Source organism: Luteibacter sp., from assembly GCF_051958795.1.
GTDB lineage: Bacteria > Pseudomonadota > Gammaproteobacteria > Xanthomonadales > Rhodanobacteraceae > Luteibacter.
Genome location: NZ_JBQCFT010000249.1, coordinates 21,134 through 37,241 on the forward strand (window position 1 = coordinate 21,134; position 16,108 = coordinate 37,241).

Consider the following 16,108-nt stretch of genomic DNA (forward strand, 5'->3'; position numbering starts at 1 on the left):
GCACCGGGACCGGCCTTTACATCCCCTTCGATACACGTTTTTAGGTCGGCCCACCCCTTTGGTGATGGCCGATTTTTTTTGCGCGTTCTCCCTGGGGATCAGGCTGCCGAGGCAGGGTGGAACTGGCTTTCCTCCGTGGAGCCGGACAGCGCCGACAGCGAGCTCAGCGAGCCCGAGATCACCTGGTTCACGCGATCGAAGTATCCCGTGCCGACCTCGCGCTGGTGCTTCGCAGCCGTGTAGCCATCCTTCTCGGCGGCGAACTCAGCCTCTTGCAACGCGACGTACGCCTCCATCTGGTGGTCACGGTAACCGCGGGCCAACTGGAACATGGAGTAGTTCAGGGCGTGGAAGCCCGCGAGCGTGATGAACTGGAACGCGTACCCGAGCTTGCCCAGGTCGTTCTGGAAGCTGGCGATCGTTTTCTCATCCAGGTTCTTCTTCCAGTTGAAGCTCGGCGAGCAGTTGTAGGCCAGCTTCTTCCCGGGGAACTCTGCATGGATCGCCTCGGCGAAGCGGCGTGCCTCATCCATGTCGGGCGTGGATGTCTCGCACCAGATCAGGTCGGCATAGGGGGCGTAGGCGAGGCCGCGGCTGATCGCCTGTTCGATGCCCTGCCGTGTTTCATAGAAGCCCTCCACGGTGCGTTTGCCCGTGAGGAAGGCCTTGTCGTTCTCGTCGATATCGGAGGTGACGAGCCCCGCGCCCATCGCGTCGGTACGCGCGACGATCAGCGTGGGAACGCCGGCGACGTCGGCGGCAAGGCGCGCGGCCACCAGCTTCTGCACGGCCTCCTGCGTCGGCACGAGGACCTTGCCGCCCATGTGTCCGCATTTCTTGGCGCTGGCGAGCTGGTCCTCGAAGTGCACGCCGGCGGCGCCCGCTTCGATCATGTGCATCATGAGCTCGTAGGCGTTGAGCACGCCGCCGAACCCGGCTTCCGCGTCGGCGACGATCGGCACCAGCCAGTCGAGGCCATCCTTGCCTTCGGCGTGGTGGATCTGGTCGGCGCGCAGCAATGTCTTGTTGATCTTGCGCACGACGTTGGGCACGGAGTCGACCGGGTACAGCGACTGGTCGGGGTACATGGTGCCCGCGGTATTCGCATCGGCCGCGACCTGCCAGCCCGAGAGATAGATGGCCTGCAGGCCGGCCTTCACCTGTTGCATGGCCTGGTTGCCGGTGAGCGCGCCGAGCGCGTTCACGTAAGGCCGTTCCTGCATGGAGCGCCACAGGCGATCGGCGCCACGTCGGGCCAGGGTGTATTCCACCTGCACGGTGCCACGCAGGCGCACCACGTCCTCGGCGGTGTAGGGGCGTTCGACGCTGTTCCAGCGTTCGTTGTTCTTCCAGTCGAGCGTGATCTGTTCGGCAGTGTGCGTCTTCATCGTCGTACTCCTTGGAGAGGTATCAGGCCAGTCGTTCGTAGGCGGGCAGGGTGAGGAAGTCGCGCAGTTCGTTTGAATGGGTAAGGGCACTGATCAGTGCAGCCGCTTCGTCGGCGCGCGCCGCACCGGGCAGCTTCGATTCGCGAAGGCGGTGGGTATGTGCTGCGAGCGCCTGGTCGAAAAGGGGCAGGGTGATGGGTGCGTGGTCGCTGAACTCCACGGGGCCGTGATGCAGCCACTGCCACAGCTGCGCGCGCGCGATTTCAGCCGTCGCGGCATCTTCCATGAGGTTGTGGATCGGCACGCAGCCTTGTCCCTCGAGCCACGCCGCGGTGTAGCGGAGGCAGACCTCCACGTTGTTGTCGAAGCCGGTGCGGGTGACGGTGCCGATGGCAGGCGCAATCAATGCATCGCGATTCGCCACGACGTCATCGCGGGTAACGTGCAACTGGTTGGGCGTGGGCATGTGGGCGTCGAAGATTTCCATCGCCACGGGGACGAGCGCGGGGTGAGCCACCCAGGTGCCGTCGTGGCCCGCCGTGACTTCGCGCAGCTTGTCCGCGCGCACCTTGGCCATGGCGGCATCGTTCGCCTCCGCATCGCCCTTGATCGGGATCTGTGCAGCCATGCCGCCCATCGCGAAGGCGCCGCGGCGGTGGCAGGTCTTGATAAGCAGTTCCGAATACGCCTTCAGGAACGGCACGGTCATCACCACCTGGCCGCGTTCGGGAAGCAGGCGATCGGCGTGTGCGCGGAAGGTCTTGAGGTAGGAAAAGATGTAGTCCCAGCGCCCGCAGTTCAGGCCGACGACACGCGTACGCAAGGCGTGCAGGATCTCGTCCATCTGGAACACCGCAGGCAGCGTCTCGATGAGCACGGTGGCCTTCATGCAGCCAGGAGGCAGCGCGAGCACGTCCTCCGCGTGGGCCATCACGTCATCCCAGAGCGCGGCTTCTTCCATCGACTGGAGCTTCGGCAGGTAGAAGTACGGGCCGCGATCCTGTGCGCGCAATGCCGCGGCGTTGTGGAAGGCGAACAGGCCGAAATCGAGCAGGGCGCCGGAGAGGACGTCGCCATCGATCTCGACATGCCGCTCCGGGAGGTGCCAGCCGCGCGGACGTACGACCAGGACGGCGGGACTGTCGATGACGGTGTAGCGCTTCCCTTCCGGGCTGGTGAATTCGATGGTGCCCTCGACCGCATCGCGCAGGTTGCGCTGGCCCTCCATCTGGTTGGCCCACGTTGGTGCGCTGGAATCCTCGAAGTCGGCCATGAAGACCTTCGCCCCCGAGTTGAGCGCGTTGATGATCATCTTGCGTTCGACCGGGCCGGTGATTTCGACGCGGCGGTCCTGCAGGGCAGAGGGGGTCGTCGCCACGGTCCAGTCGCCCGCGCGGATGGCGGCCGTGTCAGGGCGGAAATCGGGAAGGTCCCCGGCGTCATAGCGCTGCTGACGGGCGGTACGTTCGGCCAGGAGGGCGAGCCGGCGGCTGTCGAAGCGGCGGTGAAGGTCCGCCACGAAGGCCAGCGCGGCGTGGGTGAGGATGTCAGCGAAGGCCTCGTCGGTGCCGTGCAGGCTGACACCTTCCAGGGGATTCATCACGCTCTTGGGTACTGCCATGGTCGCTGCCTCCGGACTCGGGTCTGGAGGTCACGCTACGGCGCCGCCCACGCCGTTGACAAAGCATATGTTTCAATCTATAGCATTAACAGGCTTAATGTACGATCTAACTTATTGGTTGGAGTGAGAAATTCGCATGGCCGGAAAGCTGAATCCAGCTAAGAGCGCGACTGCGAAACGCCGCGCGCGGCGTAAAGCGTCCGATTCTGCCCCGGCCGCCGCCGACGCAGCCGGCCGTTTCTACTACAAGGGCAACCGGCTGAAACAACTTCGCGCGTTCGTGTACATAACGCGGCTCGGCACCCTCAGCCGTGCGGCGGAGGCGCTCTTCCTGTCTCAGCCATCAGTGAGCCTGCAGCTGCAAGCGCTGGAGCGGGAGCTGGGGATGCCGCTGGTCGAGCGCACCCGCCGCCGCGTCACGCTGACCGACGCGGGTGAGGCGCTCTACGAAATGGCCCGCCCCCTCGTCGAGGGTTTCGAGAACCTCGACCGGGAGTTCATCGCGAAGACGCGCGGCAAGCAGTCCGGCCGCCTAGTCGTGGCGGCCGGCGCCTCGACCATCCAGTACCTGCTCCCCGACCTGGTGAAGGCTTACCGCGAGCGCTACCCCGATGTGCACCTGCAACTCGCCAACGTGACCGGGAAGGACGGCATGGCATTGCTACGCGCCGACGAGGCGGACATCGCCATCGGTTCGATGCTCGACGTGCCCAACGACATCGCCTGGGCTCCGGTCTACCACTACGACCCGATGTTGATCATGCCGCCGGATCACCCGCTGGCATCGCAGGACACCATTCGTCTCGAAGACCTTTCGCCGTACGGGCTGATCCTTCCTCCACAACGGCTCACGACCTTCCGCCTGGTCGACATGGTGTTCCAGCAGAGGCGCGTGCCGTACACCGTCGCGATCGAAGTGGGTGGTTGGGACGTCATCAAGCAATACGTGGCGATGGGGCTGGGTATTTCGATCGTTACTGGTATCTGCATTACCGATGCCGACCGTGAGCGGCTCGTCGTGCGCAACCTTCGACAGTACTTCCCGCAACGAAGCTACGGCGTGGTGATGCGGAAGGGTAAGTTCCTCAGCCCGGAAGCGCGCGCGTTCATCGACCTGATCAAGCCGGGGTTGCTTACGCACCGGGATTACGATGAGTCGGGGCATTCGGAGCGGTGACTACGCGCGCACGTCGACGGCGTTGCCGGTTCGCAGCGCCTTGATCAGCGTCAACATTCCCTTCGCGCCGTAGAGGGCTCCGTCGTAGGCGCTGCGATATTTCGCGGCGGAATGCATCGGCGACATCGAACCCACTACCCTGGCAGCGCGCTCGGCTGCCTCTATCAAGTTGAACGGACGATCGTCAGCCAGGTTTCGCGCGCCAGAGTTCCTGAAGAGAATCAGTTCCGACGCCACCTCTTCGGTCAACTTGCCTTCCTCCATGAGCTGCACGGCAAGGGGATCCAGCTGACTGGGCCGGACTTTCGTAAGGTCAAGCTGTGCGAGCGCCTGCGCCGCACCTCCGGACATGCCCTGTCGCGTCCGTTTTACTTGATCATCCGTGCCGCGAGAGGCTCCGAGTTGATCGAGTCGCAGCGAAGGCAGGGGCTTTGGTCGAATTTCCATGCTTTCCTCCAGGGAGGCGTGCACGTTGCCTGACCTCGCCAGCAAAAGTCTGTCATCCGTTTCCGACCGAACGTGTCATCCGCACATCAGCTTGGGCCGCGTAGCTATCGGCTCGTGGTGGTAAATGTCACGACGGCTCCCGCTATGTACAACGTTCGCTTTCGCTTGTCCGGCGGGTGATCTGGGAGGCTTATGCGTCCCGATGCTTACCGTGGTACCCCACGAACATGGCGCGGATGCGCGCCATGTCAGCATCGGGATCATCGGTCGTGTGTACGAGCGGGCCCAGCGTGAAGGTCTTCGTCGGGTAATCGATGAAGACGGGCTGGATCGGCACGCCTGCCGCGCGCGCAATGCGCAGGAACCCGGATTTCCACTGCTTCACCGGTTTGCGCGTCCCTTCGGGCGCGATGCCAAGCCAGAGCTTGTCGTTGGCAGCGAACTGCCCAAGCATCTGCTCAACGACATTCGTCGCGGCCTTGCGATCGATCGGGACGAGCGGCATCCGGCGAAGGATGGGCCCGAAGGGGCCGTCGAACGCTTCGCGCTTGATCATCACGCGCAGGTCGAGGCGGATGGCCTGCAACATCAGCAGCCCGTAGACGCCATCCCAGTACGATGAATGCGGGGCGCCAATCAGCACCAGCTTCTTCTCATTCGGCATGGTGCCTACGATGCGCCAGCCGGTCCGCTTGATGGCCCAACGGCAGAGCCGCCTGAACCACACGTCGCGCAGGCGCGGAACGTTGGGCGCCATGTCGCTCGGGACGCCGCCGTTCAATCGCGGCTCCAGTCACGCGATCGCGTGCGCTTGGTTTCACCGCGCTGGGCCTTGCCAGCGAGGCGGCGCTCCTTCGAGGCACGCGTCGGGCGGGTCGCCACGCGCTTCTTGGCGACGATCGTCGCGGCGTGGATGATTTCGGCAAGCCGTTCGCGTGCATCGTCGCGGTTCCGGGCCTGGTCGCGGAATCGGCGCGCCTGGATGACCAGGACGCCCGCGTCGGTCATGCGGCGATCGCGGCGCGCCATAAGCCGTTCGCGCACTTCCTCAGGCAGCGACGGTGAACTGGCGACATCGAATCGCAGTTCCACGGCGCTTTCCGTGCGGTTGACGTGCTGCCCACCCGGGCCATCCGCGCGCGTGAAGCGCTCGATGAGCTCGGAGTCGGGAATCGAGATGGATGGCGTGACGATAAGCATGACGTGGCGAATTCTAGCAGCGCGGCGCCGCAGGTCATGATGCGGCGCGATCCCGCAAGCGAGGACTACAGGCTGGCGAGCCGTTCCCTGACAGAGCTCCCGGCGGGCGATATCCGAGCATAGCGATCCTTCCCGAGTCGATGGAGTCTCGCACATGTTTAACGTTAAACTTGCCGCTGCGCTGGTCCTTGCGCCTGCCATCGGGTTCGACATGGAAGACACTATCAAGCTCCCCAAGCTGCGGCGACTCATCGCTGCTGATCTCATCGGCGATGTTGATGTCGTCGGTCGGCGGGGCGGTTGGGTCGTTCGCGTGCATACGGGCGATCAGGTTCCACCGGTGCTTGCGGCGGCCAATGGCGCCGTGCGCGTATTCACCACGGCAGACAGCGCGGTCCATCAATTGATCCGGCTGGGCGTCACGCGCTTCCATTTCGTAGCGGACGAATACGAATCGGGGACGTTGCGCGCGCCGAGGCCCGATCGTGCCGCGGTCCTCAAGCAACAATCCGAGTACGAGGCGTGGCTCAAGGCCAAGCTTGATGCGGTGGATGCGCGCCTTGAAGCCGGGACGGAGCCGTTGTACACGCCGGAAGAGGCTTGGGCACGCGTCCAGGAGAGACTTGCATTACACGAAAAGGGTGGCGAGAAAGGCTGAGGCGCTGCATGGCGTCTTGGCTTCTCACCCAGTCCGCCGAGCGTGACCTGGATGCTCTGCTGTCCTATCTCGCGCAGCATCGCGCAACATCGGCGTCACGCAATATTGCTCTCGTGATCTTTAATCAGATTGAGTTGATCGCAGCGCACCCACTTGCTTTCCCCGAGGATTCTGCCGGCAGGCGCCACAGCATCGTTCCTCGATTGGCACATCGAATTACCTATCGGTACATTGCCGAGGCGGATTGCGTCCGGGTGACGGCAATCACCCACGCGCGTCGACAGTGGGTGCGCTCGTAGCACCTCAGCCGTGCCGCAACCGAAGAGCGTCTTCCCATCCGAAGCGGATGCCCAGGGACTGCCACGTACCGTCCAGCCCGGCCTCGATCGACAAGGGCGCGCCCGTCGCCGGGTGTTCGAACGTCAGCCGCTCGGCATGCAGCAACAGCCGGTGGGAACTGAAGTGCTGCTTGAACAGCCGGTTGTGGTCGCCCCTGCCGTGCTGGCTGTCGCCGACGATCGGGTGGTGGATGTGGGCGAAGTGCTTGCGGATCTGGCGGAAGCGGCCCGTCCGTGGCTCGGCCACGACCAGTGCGTAGCGCTGCTTGTCGTAGCGGCCCAGCGGGATATCCACCTCCACGGTCGCCAGGCGGCGATAGTCGGTGGTGGCTTCGCGGCGCGGTCCGGTATCGCGGGAACCGGGCAACGGGTAATCGACCGTTCCCTCGGCGGGCTCGGGCCAGCCGCGTACGACGGCGAGGTAGCGCTTGCTCACGGTGCGGCCCATGAACTGCTCGCCCAGCGCGCTCGCCATCTCGGGCGAACGGGCGACGAGCAGCACGCCCGAGGTGGCCCGGTCGAGCCGGTGGGCCAGGTGCAGGCGTCCTTCGACCTGCTCGCGGAGCAGGTCGATCAGGAAGGCATCATCCGGCCCGACGAACTTGGAGCGGTGCACCGCCAGGTTGGCGGGCTTGTTGACGGCGACGATCTCGTCGTCCTGGTACAGGATCTCTAGCACGGCAGCGCTCAGGCGTTGCGACGCGGCCAGCCCGCGCTGAAGGACACCACGCCCAGCACGGCGGCGACCACCGCCGGCCACATGCCGCGCGGCGCGAGCGTGCCGACCAGCGCAGCGCAGATGAACAGCGACGAGCCAAGCATGCCGAAGGCGAGCAGGCGCCGCGTACGTCGCGCCTCGTCCTGCGCCAGCAGCAGGGCGCGCGGATCCGCCACCTCGCGTCGCTCGCCGCTGGCCACCTGGCGCAACGCATCGCGCACCAGCTCCGGCACGCGCGGCGCGGTGTGGATCCACTCGGGCAGGCGTCGGCGTACATCGCGCAGCGTGGCGCGCACGCTGTAGCGCTCGCGCAGGATCCGGCGCAGTACCGGATGGGCCACCGCCCAGATATCGATCTCGGGGTCGAGCATGCGGCCGACGCCTTCGATATTGAGCAGCGTCTTCTGCAACAGGATCAGCTGAGGCTGCAAGGTGAGTTCGAAGCGGCGCGCGGTCTGGAACAGCTTCACCACCAGCTCGGCAATGGAGATCTGCGACAGCGGGCGCGTGAAGTACGGCTCGCACACCGTGCGGACGGCGGCCTCGAGCTCGTCCAGGCGGATCGTGGAAGGCATCCAGCCAGCGGCGACATGCAGTTGCGCGATACGCGCATAGTCCCGCTCGAACAGCGCGATGAAGTTCTCGGCCAGCCAGTACTGGTCGGCTTCCGGCAGCGAACCCATGATGCCGAAATCCAGCGCGATGAAGCGCGGCTCGTCGATCCGTGCGGTGTCTACCCAGATGTTTCCGGGGTGCGCGTCGGCGTGGAAGAAGTTATCGCGGAACACCTGTTCGTAGAACAGCCGCACGCCCTTTTCGGCAAGATGCTTGCGATCGAGGCCGGCGGCGTCGATCGCCGCGATGTCGTCGGCGCTCACGCCACGCACGCGTTCCAGGGTCAGTGCACGCTCGGTGCTGAGCTCCCAGATCACCTCGGGCACGTAGAGGTCGATGCCGCTGGCGAAATTCCGGCGGAGCAGGCTGGCGCTCGCGCCTTCGCGCTGCAGGTCCAGCTCGTTGTCGAGCATCTTTTCCACTTCCGCCACGACTTCCAGCGGGCGGATCTTGTCGGCATTCGGGTGCCAGCGCTGGGCGAGCTCGCCCAGCGAGTGCAGCAGGTCGATATCGCGTGCGATCCGCTTGTCGATACCCGGGCGCAGCACCTTCACCACGACCTCGCGGCCATCGTGCAGCGTGGCCGCGTGCACCTGCGCGATGGACGCGGAGGCGAGCGGCACTTCATCGAACGAACCGAACAGCGTGGTGACCGGCGCCTTGAGCTCGCGCTCGATGATCGCGCGTGCCTCGCCCCCCGGGAAGGGAGGTACCTGGTCCTGCAACAGGGCGAGCTCGTCGGCGACATCGGCCGGCACGAGGTCGCGCCGTGTCGACAGCACCTGGCCGGCCTTGACGAAGATCGGGCCGAGCTCGGTCATCGCCAGGCGCAGCCGGGCCCCGCGGGGCAGGCCACGCGCATCCGCCGGAAGCTTCGGGAAGAACGGCCGGACCAGCTTCAGCGGACGGAAAAGATGCGCACCATCGACGAGTTCGTCGAGATGGTACTTCAACAGGATGGCGGCGACGCGCAGCAGGCGCGGTGCAAGGCGCAGCGGCGTCATGCGCCGCTCCCCTTGCGTGCCCGTTCCAGCCGGGCCAGTCGCGCTTCCAGGCGTTCGGTGCGTTCGCGCAGTGCATCCACGCCGTCGAGGAAGGCTTCGGCTTCGCCCGGTGCCACGGCGACACGACCCTCGTCACGCAGCCAATCGGCACCGTCCTCAACGAGGTGCCTGCCGGATTCGCGCGCGTGGGCGAGGCCTTCGCGCAGCGCCTTCGCCAGGGCCACGCCCAGCGTGTCGCCGAAGGTCTTGGCGAAGGCTTCTTCGACATCCGGCGCGTACTGGCGGGCCAGCCGTTCCAGGCGACGCGCGAGCTCGGCGTCACCGGCGATATCCACCTTGCCCGGTGCGACGCCATCATCGTCGCCGCGCAACGCCATCGCCAACAGGCTGCCCGGCGAGGCCGTGACGCGCAGGCTGCCGCCGTCTTCCGGCGGGCCGACGCGCAGGCGGCCCTTCTCGACCGAGATGCGCAGTGCCAGCTCCGGACCGCTCAGGTGCACCTGCACGCTGCGGCCATCGAGTGCATCGAGGCGCGCGCGGGTATCCGGATCCAGGTCGACTGCGCGGTTGAGCGCGGCCTCCATGGCGCGGCCGGCCAGGGCACGCAGGGGGCGGGGCAGGAAGCGATTCGGGCCAGCGTCGGCCGGGGAGCGATCAGGGGTCATGCCGCGATTGTAGCCCGTGGCCCCGTGGACGACGTATCCACGATGTCGCGGTCAGCCCGCGCCGTCGAACCCGGCCTGGCGCCACGCCTCGAACACCGCTACCGCGACGGCATTGGAGAGGTTGAGGCTGCGGTTGCCTGGACGCATCGGCAGGCGGATGCGTTGCGGCTCGGGGATCGCGTCCAGTACGTCATCGGGCAGGCCCGCGGTTTCGCAACCGAACAGCAGGGCGTCGTCTTCCGCGTACGTCACGTCGGTGTGCAGGTGCCTTCCGCGCGTGGAGAAGGCAAAGACACGTGGCTGGCCAAGGACCGCGAGGCAGCTGGCGAGATCATCGTGCACGCTGACCGGGGCGAACTCGTGGTAGTCCAGGCCCGCGCGGCGCAGCCGGGTGTCGTCCAGTTCGAAGCCCAGCGGGCGGATCAGGTGAAGGCTCGCGCCGGTGTTGGCGCAGAGGCGGATCACATTGCCCGTGTTGGGCGGAATCTCGGGTCGGAACAGGATGACGTGGGGCATGCCCCCATTATGACGCCACGCGCGGGCAAACGATGCCATCCGGGGGAAGGGCGCAGCTCGGTGCCGTCAGCATGCTGATGGCGCCAGGCGCTGGCTTCGCCGCCTTGGCCAGCTGCACCGGGGCACCCTGGTAAGTGAGCATGTTGCCCAGGATCAGGCCGCAGACCAGCAGCGAGGCGACCAGCAGGCCACGGAGGACGAGTAGTTCGTGTTTCATGACATCGGTTCCCTTGATGAGCGGATGAGGGGTCAGGCCATGCCGGCCAGGGTGAGGGCGCAGATCAGCATCGTCGTGGCGAGCAGGGCGGCGAGCATCGGCAGTTCGTACTTCATGGCGTTCTCCTCGAAGGATTCGGTGGGCCGGGTGGAAGTCCCGGGGCGTGCTTAGTAACGCAAACGCCGTGCCAGCCCTTTAGAGTCGGCAATCAACTGATTCGCATGAGGTTTGTCAGGTCGTGGGAAATCGCGACGGTGTCCGCGGACACGACCGGCAGCCAGGCGGACACCGTCCGCGTACGTGCCGTGCGACCGATTGCGCGACATGGACCGCAACGGCTAGCCTCAGGGGAGAAACGGGCCACGGAGGCCTGGAGGAGCCGTGCATGAAGAAACGTCTCGCCCTGCTGGCCGCAGGCATGATGACCGTCGTGGGTGCCGCCGCCGCGGCCGCTCCCACCGCCGACACCATTCCCGATATCCCCTTCACCCGCTTCCAGCTGCCGAATGGCCTGACGGTGGTCGTCCACGAGGACCACAAGGCGCCTGTCGTTGCAGTCAGCATCTGGTACCACGTGGGTTCGGCGGATGAGCCGGCCGGCAAGACCGGTTTCGCGCACCTTTTCGAGCACCTGATGTTCTCCGGCTCGGAGAATCACAAGGGCACGTACTTCCAGCCGTTCGAGCTGGCTGGTGCGACCGACATGAACGGCACCACGTGGTTCGACCGCACCAATTACTTTGAAACGGTGCCCACCACTGCCGTCGACATGGCGCTGTGGATGGAATCCGACCGCATGGGCCACCTGCTCGGTGCCATCGGCCAGAAGGAGCTGGATACCCAGCGTGGCGTCGTCCAGAACGAAAAGCGCCAGGGTGAGAACCAGCCCTACGGCCGCGTGGACGAGAACATCCTGGTCAACACGTATCCGGCCAACCACGCCTATCACCACGACACCATCGGCTCCATGGCCGACCTGGATGCAGCGTCGCTGGCGGACGTGAAGAAGTGGTTCCACGATTACTACGGCGCGGCCAACACGACGCTCGTGCTCGCCGGCGACATCACCGTCGCCCAGGCGAAGGAGAAGGCCGCGAAGTACTTCGGTGACATCCCGTCCGGGCCGCCGGTACCGCGCCAGCAGGCGTGGATCACCCCGCTCGACAAGGACACCCGCGGCATCCAGCACGACCAGGTGGCGCAGCCGCGCATCCTGCGCACGTGGATCGCGCCGCAGCTGGGCAGCGACGATGCCATCGGCCTCGATCTCGCCACCACCGTCCTCGGCGGCGGCAAGACCTCGCGTCTTTACCAGCGCCTCGTCTACCAGGACAAGCTGGCTGACGATGTCAGCATCGGCATCTCCCCGTTTGCGCTCGCGAGCCAGGTCCAGCTCTCGGTCGACGTGAAGAAGGGCGTCGACCAGAAGAAGGTCGAGGCCGCGGTCGCCGATGTACTGAAGGAATTCCTTGCCAAGGGTCCGACGGATGACGAGCTCGAGCGGGCGAAGACCATCATCCGGGCCGGTTTCGTGCGCGGGCTGGAAAAGGTCGGCGGCCGTGGGGGCGGCAAGGCCACCATCCTCGCCGAAGGCCAGGTGTATCGGAACGATCCGGGCGCCTACAAGAAGGACCTCGAGCGTGCGGAGGCGGCCACGCCGGCATCCGTGCTCGCCGCGTCCAAGGCATGGCTGGGCAAGGGCAGCTACACGCTGACCGTGCTTCCGGCCGCACCCGGCTTCGATCCGGCGGCGGAAGACAAGGCAGTAAAGGGCCTGGGCGATGCCGCGGGCCGTCCTGCCGCGGTGATGCCGCCTGAGAAAACGTACGCGGTCGAAAAGTCGGCCGTGGATCGCGCGACCGGCGTACCGTCGGTCACGACGTTCCCTGATCTCACGTTCCCGAAGCTCCAGCGCGGGAAGCTCAAGAACGGTATCGAAGTCGTGCTGGCCGAACGCCACACCATCCCGGTGACCCAGGTGCAGTTGCTCTTCAGTGGCGGCTACGCTGCCGACCAGGGCCGCAAGCTCGGTACCGCGAGCTTCACCTCGCAGCTGCTCGAAGAAAGCACGAAGTCACTGGACTCGGTCGAGGTCGCGCGTCGTAAGCAGCGGCTGGGTGCGATCGTCGCTTCCGGGTGCTCGCTGGATACCTGCAGCATCTCGCTCAACGCGCTGAATTCCGACCTGCGCCCGTCGCTGGAGCTGTTCGCGGATGTCGCGCGGAATCCCGCATTCAAGGCGGAAGACATCGAGCGCGTGCGCGGCCAGTGGATCGCTGGCATCGCGCAGGAGAAGACCGAGCCGGAGGGCCTGGCGCTGCGCACGCTCCCGCCGCTGCTGTTCGGCAAGGACCACGCCTACGGCATCCCGTTCACCGGCAGCGGCACGGAAAAGGCGATCGCCTCGCTCACCGCCGCGGACCTGGCGAACTTCCAGCGCGACTACCTGCGCCCGGATAACGCACGCATCCTCGTCGCGGGCGACACCACCCTGGCCGAGATCCTGCCGCAGCTCGACGCAGTGTTCGGTGACTGGACCCCGCCGGCCACGCCGGTGCCGAAGCGGAACGTCGGCGAAGTCGCCGTGCAGCCGAAGCCGCGCGTGTACCTGGTGAATCGCACGGACGCGCCGCAGTCGCTGATCCTCGCCGGGCTTATCGCGCCGTCGACGAAGGCGAAGGACGCGCTTGACCTCGGCATCGCCAACGGTGCCTTCGGCGGCAGCTTCACCTCGCGCCTGAACATGAACCTGCGCGAGGACAAGCGCTGGGCCTACGGCGCCGGCAGCTTCCTCCTCGATGCGCAGGGCCAGCGTCCGGTGCTGTTCTACGCGCCGGTGCAGACCGACAAGACCGCGGAGTCGGCTGCGGAAATCCTCAGGGAGTCGCGCGACGTCATCGGGGCAAAGCCGCTGACGGCTGACGAAATCGCCAAGATCCGCTCGCAGCGCGTGCGTGCCCTCCCGGGCAGCTTCGAGACGACCTCGGCCGTGCTCGGCGCGATGAACGGCATCCTGATCTACGACCGCCCGGATGATTACGTGCAGACGTTGAAGTCACGTGTCGATGCGGTCAACCAGGGCTCCGCGGAGACCGCCCTCAAGGCGGTATTGAAGCCGGATGCGTTCACCTGGGTGATCATCGGCGACCTGCGCAAAATCGAGGCGCCCGTGCGTGCCCTGAACCTTGGCGAGGTCCACGTCATCGATGCCGACGGCAACCCGGTCAAGGCCGCGAAACCGGCTGGCAAGTGACTGATGGCGAAGGCGCGGGGAGAATTCTCATCGCGCCTTCGCTTCCATCGGGCTAGCATTGCCCCCGAACGCGACATGCCACCGGAGCCACCCATGCGTAAAGCCGTCCTTATCCTCATCCCCCTTGCCACGCTCGCGCTGAGCGCGTGTGACTGGGGCATCAAGCTCGATGACAAGGCGCGCAACGTGCGCACCGCGTGGAACGGCGATGTCAGCCAGTGCAAGGAGCAGGGCAAGGTCAGCGTTTCCGTCACCAGCCGCGTCGGCCCTGTCGACCGCAGCGACCTGAAGGTGCGCGACGAACTCGAAGTCCTTGCCCGCAACGAAGCCGCGAAGCTCGGCGCCGATACCGTGAAGCCGATTGGCGAGCCGCGCGATGGCTCGCAGGACTGGGGCGCCTACACCTGCGGTAGCCGCGTGGTCGGCCCGCAGGGCAACAGCGCGCCGCCTCCGCCCGCGCAGAACAGCGCGCCGCAGCAGGGCGGCTTCGAAACTGTCCCGCTGAAGAACTGATTCAAAGCATGCGCACGCCTTCGCCCGCACGCGCGGCGAAGGTCGTGGCCACCCAATCGATGAACACACGCACGCGCGGCGAAAGTTGCCGGTTGTGCGGGTAGAGCAGCGATACCGGGGTTTCGGTCGGCGGGTACTCGGGTAAGACCTCGACCAGCCGACCTTCGGCGATGTCCGCCGCAACGTTGTAGTAGGGGACCTGGATCAGGCCCAGGCCCAGCCGGGCCAGCGTCTTGTTCGTCTCGGCCCCCGTCACGGTGACCACCGAGGGCAGGTGCACCGTGCGCACCTGGCCCTCCACCACGAACTCCAGCGGCAGCGTGCCGCTCGTCGCCGTCGAGAAGAAGCCGATCGCCGTGTGGCCCTCGAGGTCGTCGGGCGTGCGTGGCATGCCGTGCCGTTCCAGGTACTCCGGGCTGGCGAGCGTCACCTCGCGCAGCATCGCGATCCGGCGGCCGGCCATGCTGCTGTCGGCGAGGTCGCCAGCGCGTAGCACGCAGTCCACGCCTTCCCGCACCAGGTCGACCCAGCGGTCGCCCTCGCCGACATGCACCCGGAGCCCCGGGTAACGCGCCAGGAATTCCGGCAGGGCGGGCAGCACGAACGTCCGCGCCAGGATGCCGTGCATGTCGACCCTGAGCAGCCCGGTCGGGCGTGCGTCGGTGAACGCGGCCTCGGCGTCTTCGACGTCGGCAAGGATCGCGACACAGCGCCGATGGTAGGCCTCCCCATCCAGCGTGGGACTGACCTGGCGGGTGGTGCGCTGGAGCAGACGCACGCCGAGGCGGGCCTCCAGCCGCTTGATCGCCTGGGTTACCGTGGACCGGGGCAGGTCCAGGTCGGCGGCGGCCGCGGTGAAGCTCCGCCGCTCCACGATCCGGACGAACAGCCGCATGGTGTCGAACCGGTCCATGCTCATGGTTTGTTCCACCGTGTGGAATAGTGATGCCCAATTTAACCTGATTATCCGCAGGCCGCCAACGCGCATCCTTTCCCTGCCCGGCAATCACGCCGGATCCGGAGATCGAGATGAACGAGCAAGCGAACAACAAGGTTGCCATCGTCACGGGCGCCTCGCGGGGTATCGGTGCAGCGGTGGCGAAGCGCCTGGCGGCAGATGGATTCACGGTCGTCGTGAACTACGCCGGCAGCGCGCAGGCGGCCGAAGCCGTGGTGAACGAGATCGTCGCTGCCGGTGGCAATGCCATCAGCGCCCAGGCCGACGTGGCGAACGCGGCGGATACGAAGCGCCTGTTCGATCGGACTGAAGAGGTCTACGGCGGTGTCGACGTGCTGGTGAACAACGCCGGCGTGATGAGCCTGGCCCCGATCGCCGAACTGAAGGACGAAGATTTCGATCGCCTCTTCGACATCAACGTGAAGGGCAGCTACAACACGATGCGCCAGGCCGCGAAGCGCCTGCGCCGCGGTGGCCGCACCATCAACTTCTCATCCAGCGTCGTCGGCCTGCTCCAGCCGACCTACGGCCCTTATGCGGCCACCAAGGCCGCGATCGAAGCCACGACGATGGTGCTGGCGCGTGAGCTGCGCGGCCGCGAGATCACGGTGAACGCCGTCGCCCCTGGCCCGACCGCGACGGAGCTGTTCCTCAACGGGAAGTCCGACGAGCTGGTGAGCCACCTCGCGAAGCTCTCGCCGCTCGAGCGCCTCGGCACGCCCGAAGACATCGCTGCAGCGGTCGCCTTCCTCGCCGGTCCCGACGGTGCCTGGATCAATGGCCAGGTGCTGCGTTCCAACGGCGGCATCATCTGACCCGC

Annotated in this window: 18 protein-coding genes; 7 read left to right on the forward strand and 11 right to left on the reverse strand. The window is 66.2% G+C overall.

Annotated features, from left to right (window positions below; translation table 11 throughout):
• Positions 1 to 98: 98 nt before the first annotated feature.
• Positions 99 to 1,388, reverse strand: a complete 1,290-nt coding sequence (gene aceA / locus ACTHLF_RS12665; RefSeq protein WP_440327705.1) for an isocitrate lyase — start codon at positions 1,386 to 1,388, stop codon at positions 99 to 101.
• Between the two features lie 22 nt (positions 1,389 to 1,410).
• Entirely contained in the window at positions 1,411 to 3,009 is a 1,599-nt protein-coding gene (aceB, locus tag ACTHLF_RS12670) for a malate synthase A (RefSeq protein ID WP_440327706.1), read from the reverse strand.
• 136 nt (positions 3,010 to 3,145) lie between these two features.
• On the opposite strand from aceB, the gene ACTHLF_RS12675 reads away from it, so the two are divergent.
• A complete protein-coding gene (locus tag ACTHLF_RS12675) occupies positions 3,146 to 4,186 on the forward strand; it encodes a LysR family transcriptional regulator (RefSeq protein WP_440327707.1) in 1,041 nt (346 codons plus the stop codon).
• Here ACTHLF_RS12675 and ACTHLF_RS12680 read toward each other — a convergent pair whose 3' ends face one another.
• The 3 genes from ACTHLF_RS12680 to arfB form a co-directional block, all read right to left on the reverse strand.
• Complete coding sequence (locus ACTHLF_RS12680; protein ID WP_440327751.1) at positions 4,187 to 4,633, reverse strand: hypothetical protein; 447 nt, start codon at positions 4,631 to 4,633, stop codon at positions 4,187 to 4,189.
• A gap of 190 nt (positions 4,634 to 4,823) precedes the next feature.
• The gene (locus tag ACTHLF_RS12685) at positions 4,824 to 5,414 is read right to left on the reverse strand and encodes a lysophospholipid acyltransferase family protein (RefSeq protein WP_440327708.1); all 591 of its coding nucleotides are present in this window, start codon (positions 5,412 to 5,414) and stop codon (positions 4,824 to 4,826) included.
• Entirely contained in the window at positions 5,411 to 5,833 is a 423-nt protein-coding gene (gene arfB, locus ACTHLF_RS12690) for an alternative ribosome rescue aminoacyl-tRNA hydrolase ArfB (protein WP_440327709.1), read from the reverse strand. Before arfB ends, ACTHLF_RS12685 begins: the two co-directional genes overlap by 4 nt.
• A gap of 154 nt (positions 5,834 to 5,987) precedes the next feature.
• Here arfB and ACTHLF_RS12695 point away from each other — a divergent pair, with 154 nt between their 5' ends.
• Positions 5,988 to 6,491 carry a hypothetical protein gene (locus ACTHLF_RS12695; protein ID WP_440327710.1) on the forward strand — a complete coding sequence of 168 codons (504 nt, stop codon included), beginning with the start codon at positions 5,988 to 5,990 and terminating at the stop codon, positions 6,489 to 6,491.
• An 8-nt stretch (positions 6,492 to 6,499) separates the two neighbouring features.
• A complete protein-coding gene (locus ACTHLF_RS12700; protein WP_440327711.1) occupies positions 6,500 to 6,790 on the forward strand; it encodes a type II toxin-antitoxin system RelE/ParE family toxin in 291 nt (96 codons plus the stop codon).
• Positions 6,791 to 6,794: 4 nt separating this feature from the next.
• Here the strand turns inward: ACTHLF_RS12700 and ACTHLF_RS12705 are convergent, their stop codons facing one another.
• The 5 genes from ACTHLF_RS12705 to ACTHLF_RS12725 are packed head-to-tail and all read right to left on the reverse strand — an operon-like array spanning position 6,795 to position 10,564.
• Positions 6,795 to 7,508, reverse strand: a complete 714-nt coding sequence (locus tag ACTHLF_RS12705) for a pseudouridine synthase (RefSeq protein WP_440327712.1) — start codon at positions 7,506 to 7,508, stop codon at positions 6,795 to 6,797.
• A gap of 8 nt (positions 7,509 to 7,516) precedes the next feature.
• Positions 7,517 to 9,166: a ubiquinone biosynthesis regulatory protein kinase UbiB gene (gene ubiB, locus ACTHLF_RS12710; RefSeq protein ID WP_440327713.1), complete on the reverse strand. Its 1,650-nt coding sequence runs from the start codon at positions 9,164 to 9,166 to the stop codon at positions 7,517 to 7,519.
• Entirely contained in the window at positions 9,163 to 9,831 is a 669-nt protein-coding gene (locus ACTHLF_RS12715) for a ubiquinone biosynthesis accessory factor UbiJ (protein ID WP_440327714.1), read from the reverse strand. Before ACTHLF_RS12715 ends, ubiB begins: the two co-directional genes overlap by 4 nt.
• Before the next feature lie 51 nt (positions 9,832 to 9,882).
• Positions 9,883 to 10,347, reverse strand: a complete 465-nt coding sequence (locus ACTHLF_RS12720; RefSeq protein WP_440327715.1) for a tRNA (cytidine(34)-2'-O)-methyltransferase — start codon at positions 10,345 to 10,347, stop codon at positions 9,883 to 9,885.
• Positions 10,348 to 10,354: 7 nt separating this feature from the next.
• A complete protein-coding gene (locus tag ACTHLF_RS12725) occupies positions 10,355 to 10,564 on the reverse strand; it encodes a hypothetical protein (RefSeq protein ID WP_440327716.1) in 210 nt (69 codons plus the stop codon).
• Between the two features lie 39 nt (positions 10,565 to 10,603).
• On the opposite strand from ACTHLF_RS12725, the gene ACTHLF_RS12730 reads away from it, so the two are divergent.
• The 3 genes from ACTHLF_RS12730 (at position 10,604) to ACTHLF_RS12740 (ending at position 14,330) form a co-directional block, all read left to right on the forward strand.
• Entirely contained in the window at positions 10,604 to 10,735 is a 132-nt protein-coding gene (locus ACTHLF_RS12730) for a hypothetical protein (RefSeq protein WP_440327717.1), read from the forward strand.
• A gap of 214 nt (positions 10,736 to 10,949) precedes the next feature.
• Positions 10,950 to 13,817, forward strand: coding sequence for a M16 family metallopeptidase (locus ACTHLF_RS12735; protein WP_440327718.1), 2,868 nt, complete (start codon positions 10,950 to 10,952; stop codon positions 13,815 to 13,817).
• Positions 13,818 to 13,910: 93 nt separating this feature from the next.
• The gene (locus ACTHLF_RS12740) at positions 13,911 to 14,330 is read left to right on the forward strand and encodes a DUF4156 domain-containing protein (protein ID WP_440327719.1); all 420 of its coding nucleotides are present in this window, start codon (positions 13,911 to 13,913) and stop codon (positions 14,328 to 14,330) included.
• A 1-nt stretch (position 14,331) separates the two neighbouring features.
• Here ACTHLF_RS12740 and ACTHLF_RS12745 read toward each other — a convergent pair whose 3' ends face one another.
• On the reverse strand, positions 14,332 to 15,243 hold the full coding sequence (locus tag ACTHLF_RS12745) for a LysR family transcriptional regulator (protein ID WP_440327750.1): 912 nt from the start codon (positions 15,241 to 15,243) through the stop codon (positions 14,332 to 14,334).
• A 116-nt stretch (positions 15,244 to 15,359) separates the two neighbouring features.
• Between ACTHLF_RS12745 and ACTHLF_RS12750 the strand changes: the two genes are divergently transcribed.
• Positions 15,360 to 16,103, forward strand: coding sequence for an SDR family oxidoreductase (locus ACTHLF_RS12750; RefSeq protein WP_440327720.1), 744 nt, complete (start codon positions 15,360 to 15,362; stop codon positions 16,101 to 16,103).
• Positions 16,104 to 16,108: the final 5 nt, after the last annotated feature.

What these genes read in the sequence shown, in the direction of transcription:
- aceA (WP_440327705.1), bottom strand. Translation starts at nt 1,388, where the DNA reads ATGAAGACGCACACTGCCGAACAGATCACGCTCGACTGGAAGAACAAC.
- aceB (WP_440327706.1), bottom strand. Translation starts at nt 3,009, where the DNA reads ATGGCAGTACCCAAGAGCGTGATGAATCCCCTGGAAGGTGTCAGCCTG.
- ACTHLF_RS12675 (WP_440327707.1), top strand. Translation starts at nt 3,146, where the DNA reads ATGGCCGGAAAGCTGAATCCAGCTAAGAGCGCGACTGCGAAACGCCGC.
- ACTHLF_RS12680 (WP_440327751.1), bottom strand. Translation starts at nt 4,633, where the DNA reads ATGGAAATTCGACCAAAGCCCCTGCCTTCGCTGCGACTCGATCAACTC.
- arfB (WP_440327709.1), bottom strand. Translation starts at nt 5,833, where the DNA reads ATGCTTATCGTCACGCCATCCATCTCGATTCCCGACTCCGAGCTCATC.
- ACTHLF_RS12695 (WP_440327710.1), top strand. Translation starts at nt 5,988, where the DNA reads ATGTTTAACGTTAAACTTGCCGCTGCGCTGGTCCTTGCGCCTGCCATC.
- ACTHLF_RS12700 (WP_440327711.1), top strand. Translation starts at nt 6,500, where the DNA reads ATGGCGTCTTGGCTTCTCACCCAGTCCGCCGAGCGTGACCTGGATGCT.
- ubiB (WP_440327713.1), bottom strand. Translation starts at nt 9,166, where the DNA reads ATGACGCCGCTGCGCCTTGCACCGCGCCTGCTGCGCGTCGCCGCCATC.
- ACTHLF_RS12715 (WP_440327714.1), bottom strand. Translation starts at nt 9,831, where the DNA reads ATGACCCCTGATCGCTCCCCGGCCGACGCTGGCCCGAATCGCTTCCTG.
- ACTHLF_RS12720 (WP_440327715.1), bottom strand. Translation starts at nt 10,347, where the DNA reads ATGCCCCACGTCATCCTGTTCCGACCCGAGATTCCGCCCAACACGGGC.
- ACTHLF_RS12725 (WP_440327716.1), bottom strand. Translation starts at nt 10,564, where the DNA reads ATGAAACACGAACTACTCGTCCTCCGTGGCCTGCTGGTCGCCTCGCTG.
- ACTHLF_RS12730 (WP_440327717.1), top strand. Translation starts at nt 10,604, where the DNA reads ATGCCGGCCAGGGTGAGGGCGCAGATCAGCATCGTCGTGGCGAGCAGG.
- ACTHLF_RS12735 (WP_440327718.1), top strand. Translation starts at nt 10,950, where the DNA reads ATGAAGAAACGTCTCGCCCTGCTGGCCGCAGGCATGATGACCGTCGTG.
- ACTHLF_RS12740 (WP_440327719.1), top strand. Translation starts at nt 13,911, where the DNA reads ATGCGTAAAGCCGTCCTTATCCTCATCCCCCTTGCCACGCTCGCGCTG.
- ACTHLF_RS12745 (WP_440327750.1), bottom strand. Translation starts at nt 15,243, where the DNA reads ATGGACCGGTTCGACACCATGCGGCTGTTCGTCCGGATCGTGGAGCGG.
- ACTHLF_RS12750 (WP_440327720.1), top strand. Translation starts at nt 15,360, where the DNA reads ATGAACGAGCAAGCGAACAACAAGGTTGCCATCGTCACGGGCGCCTCG.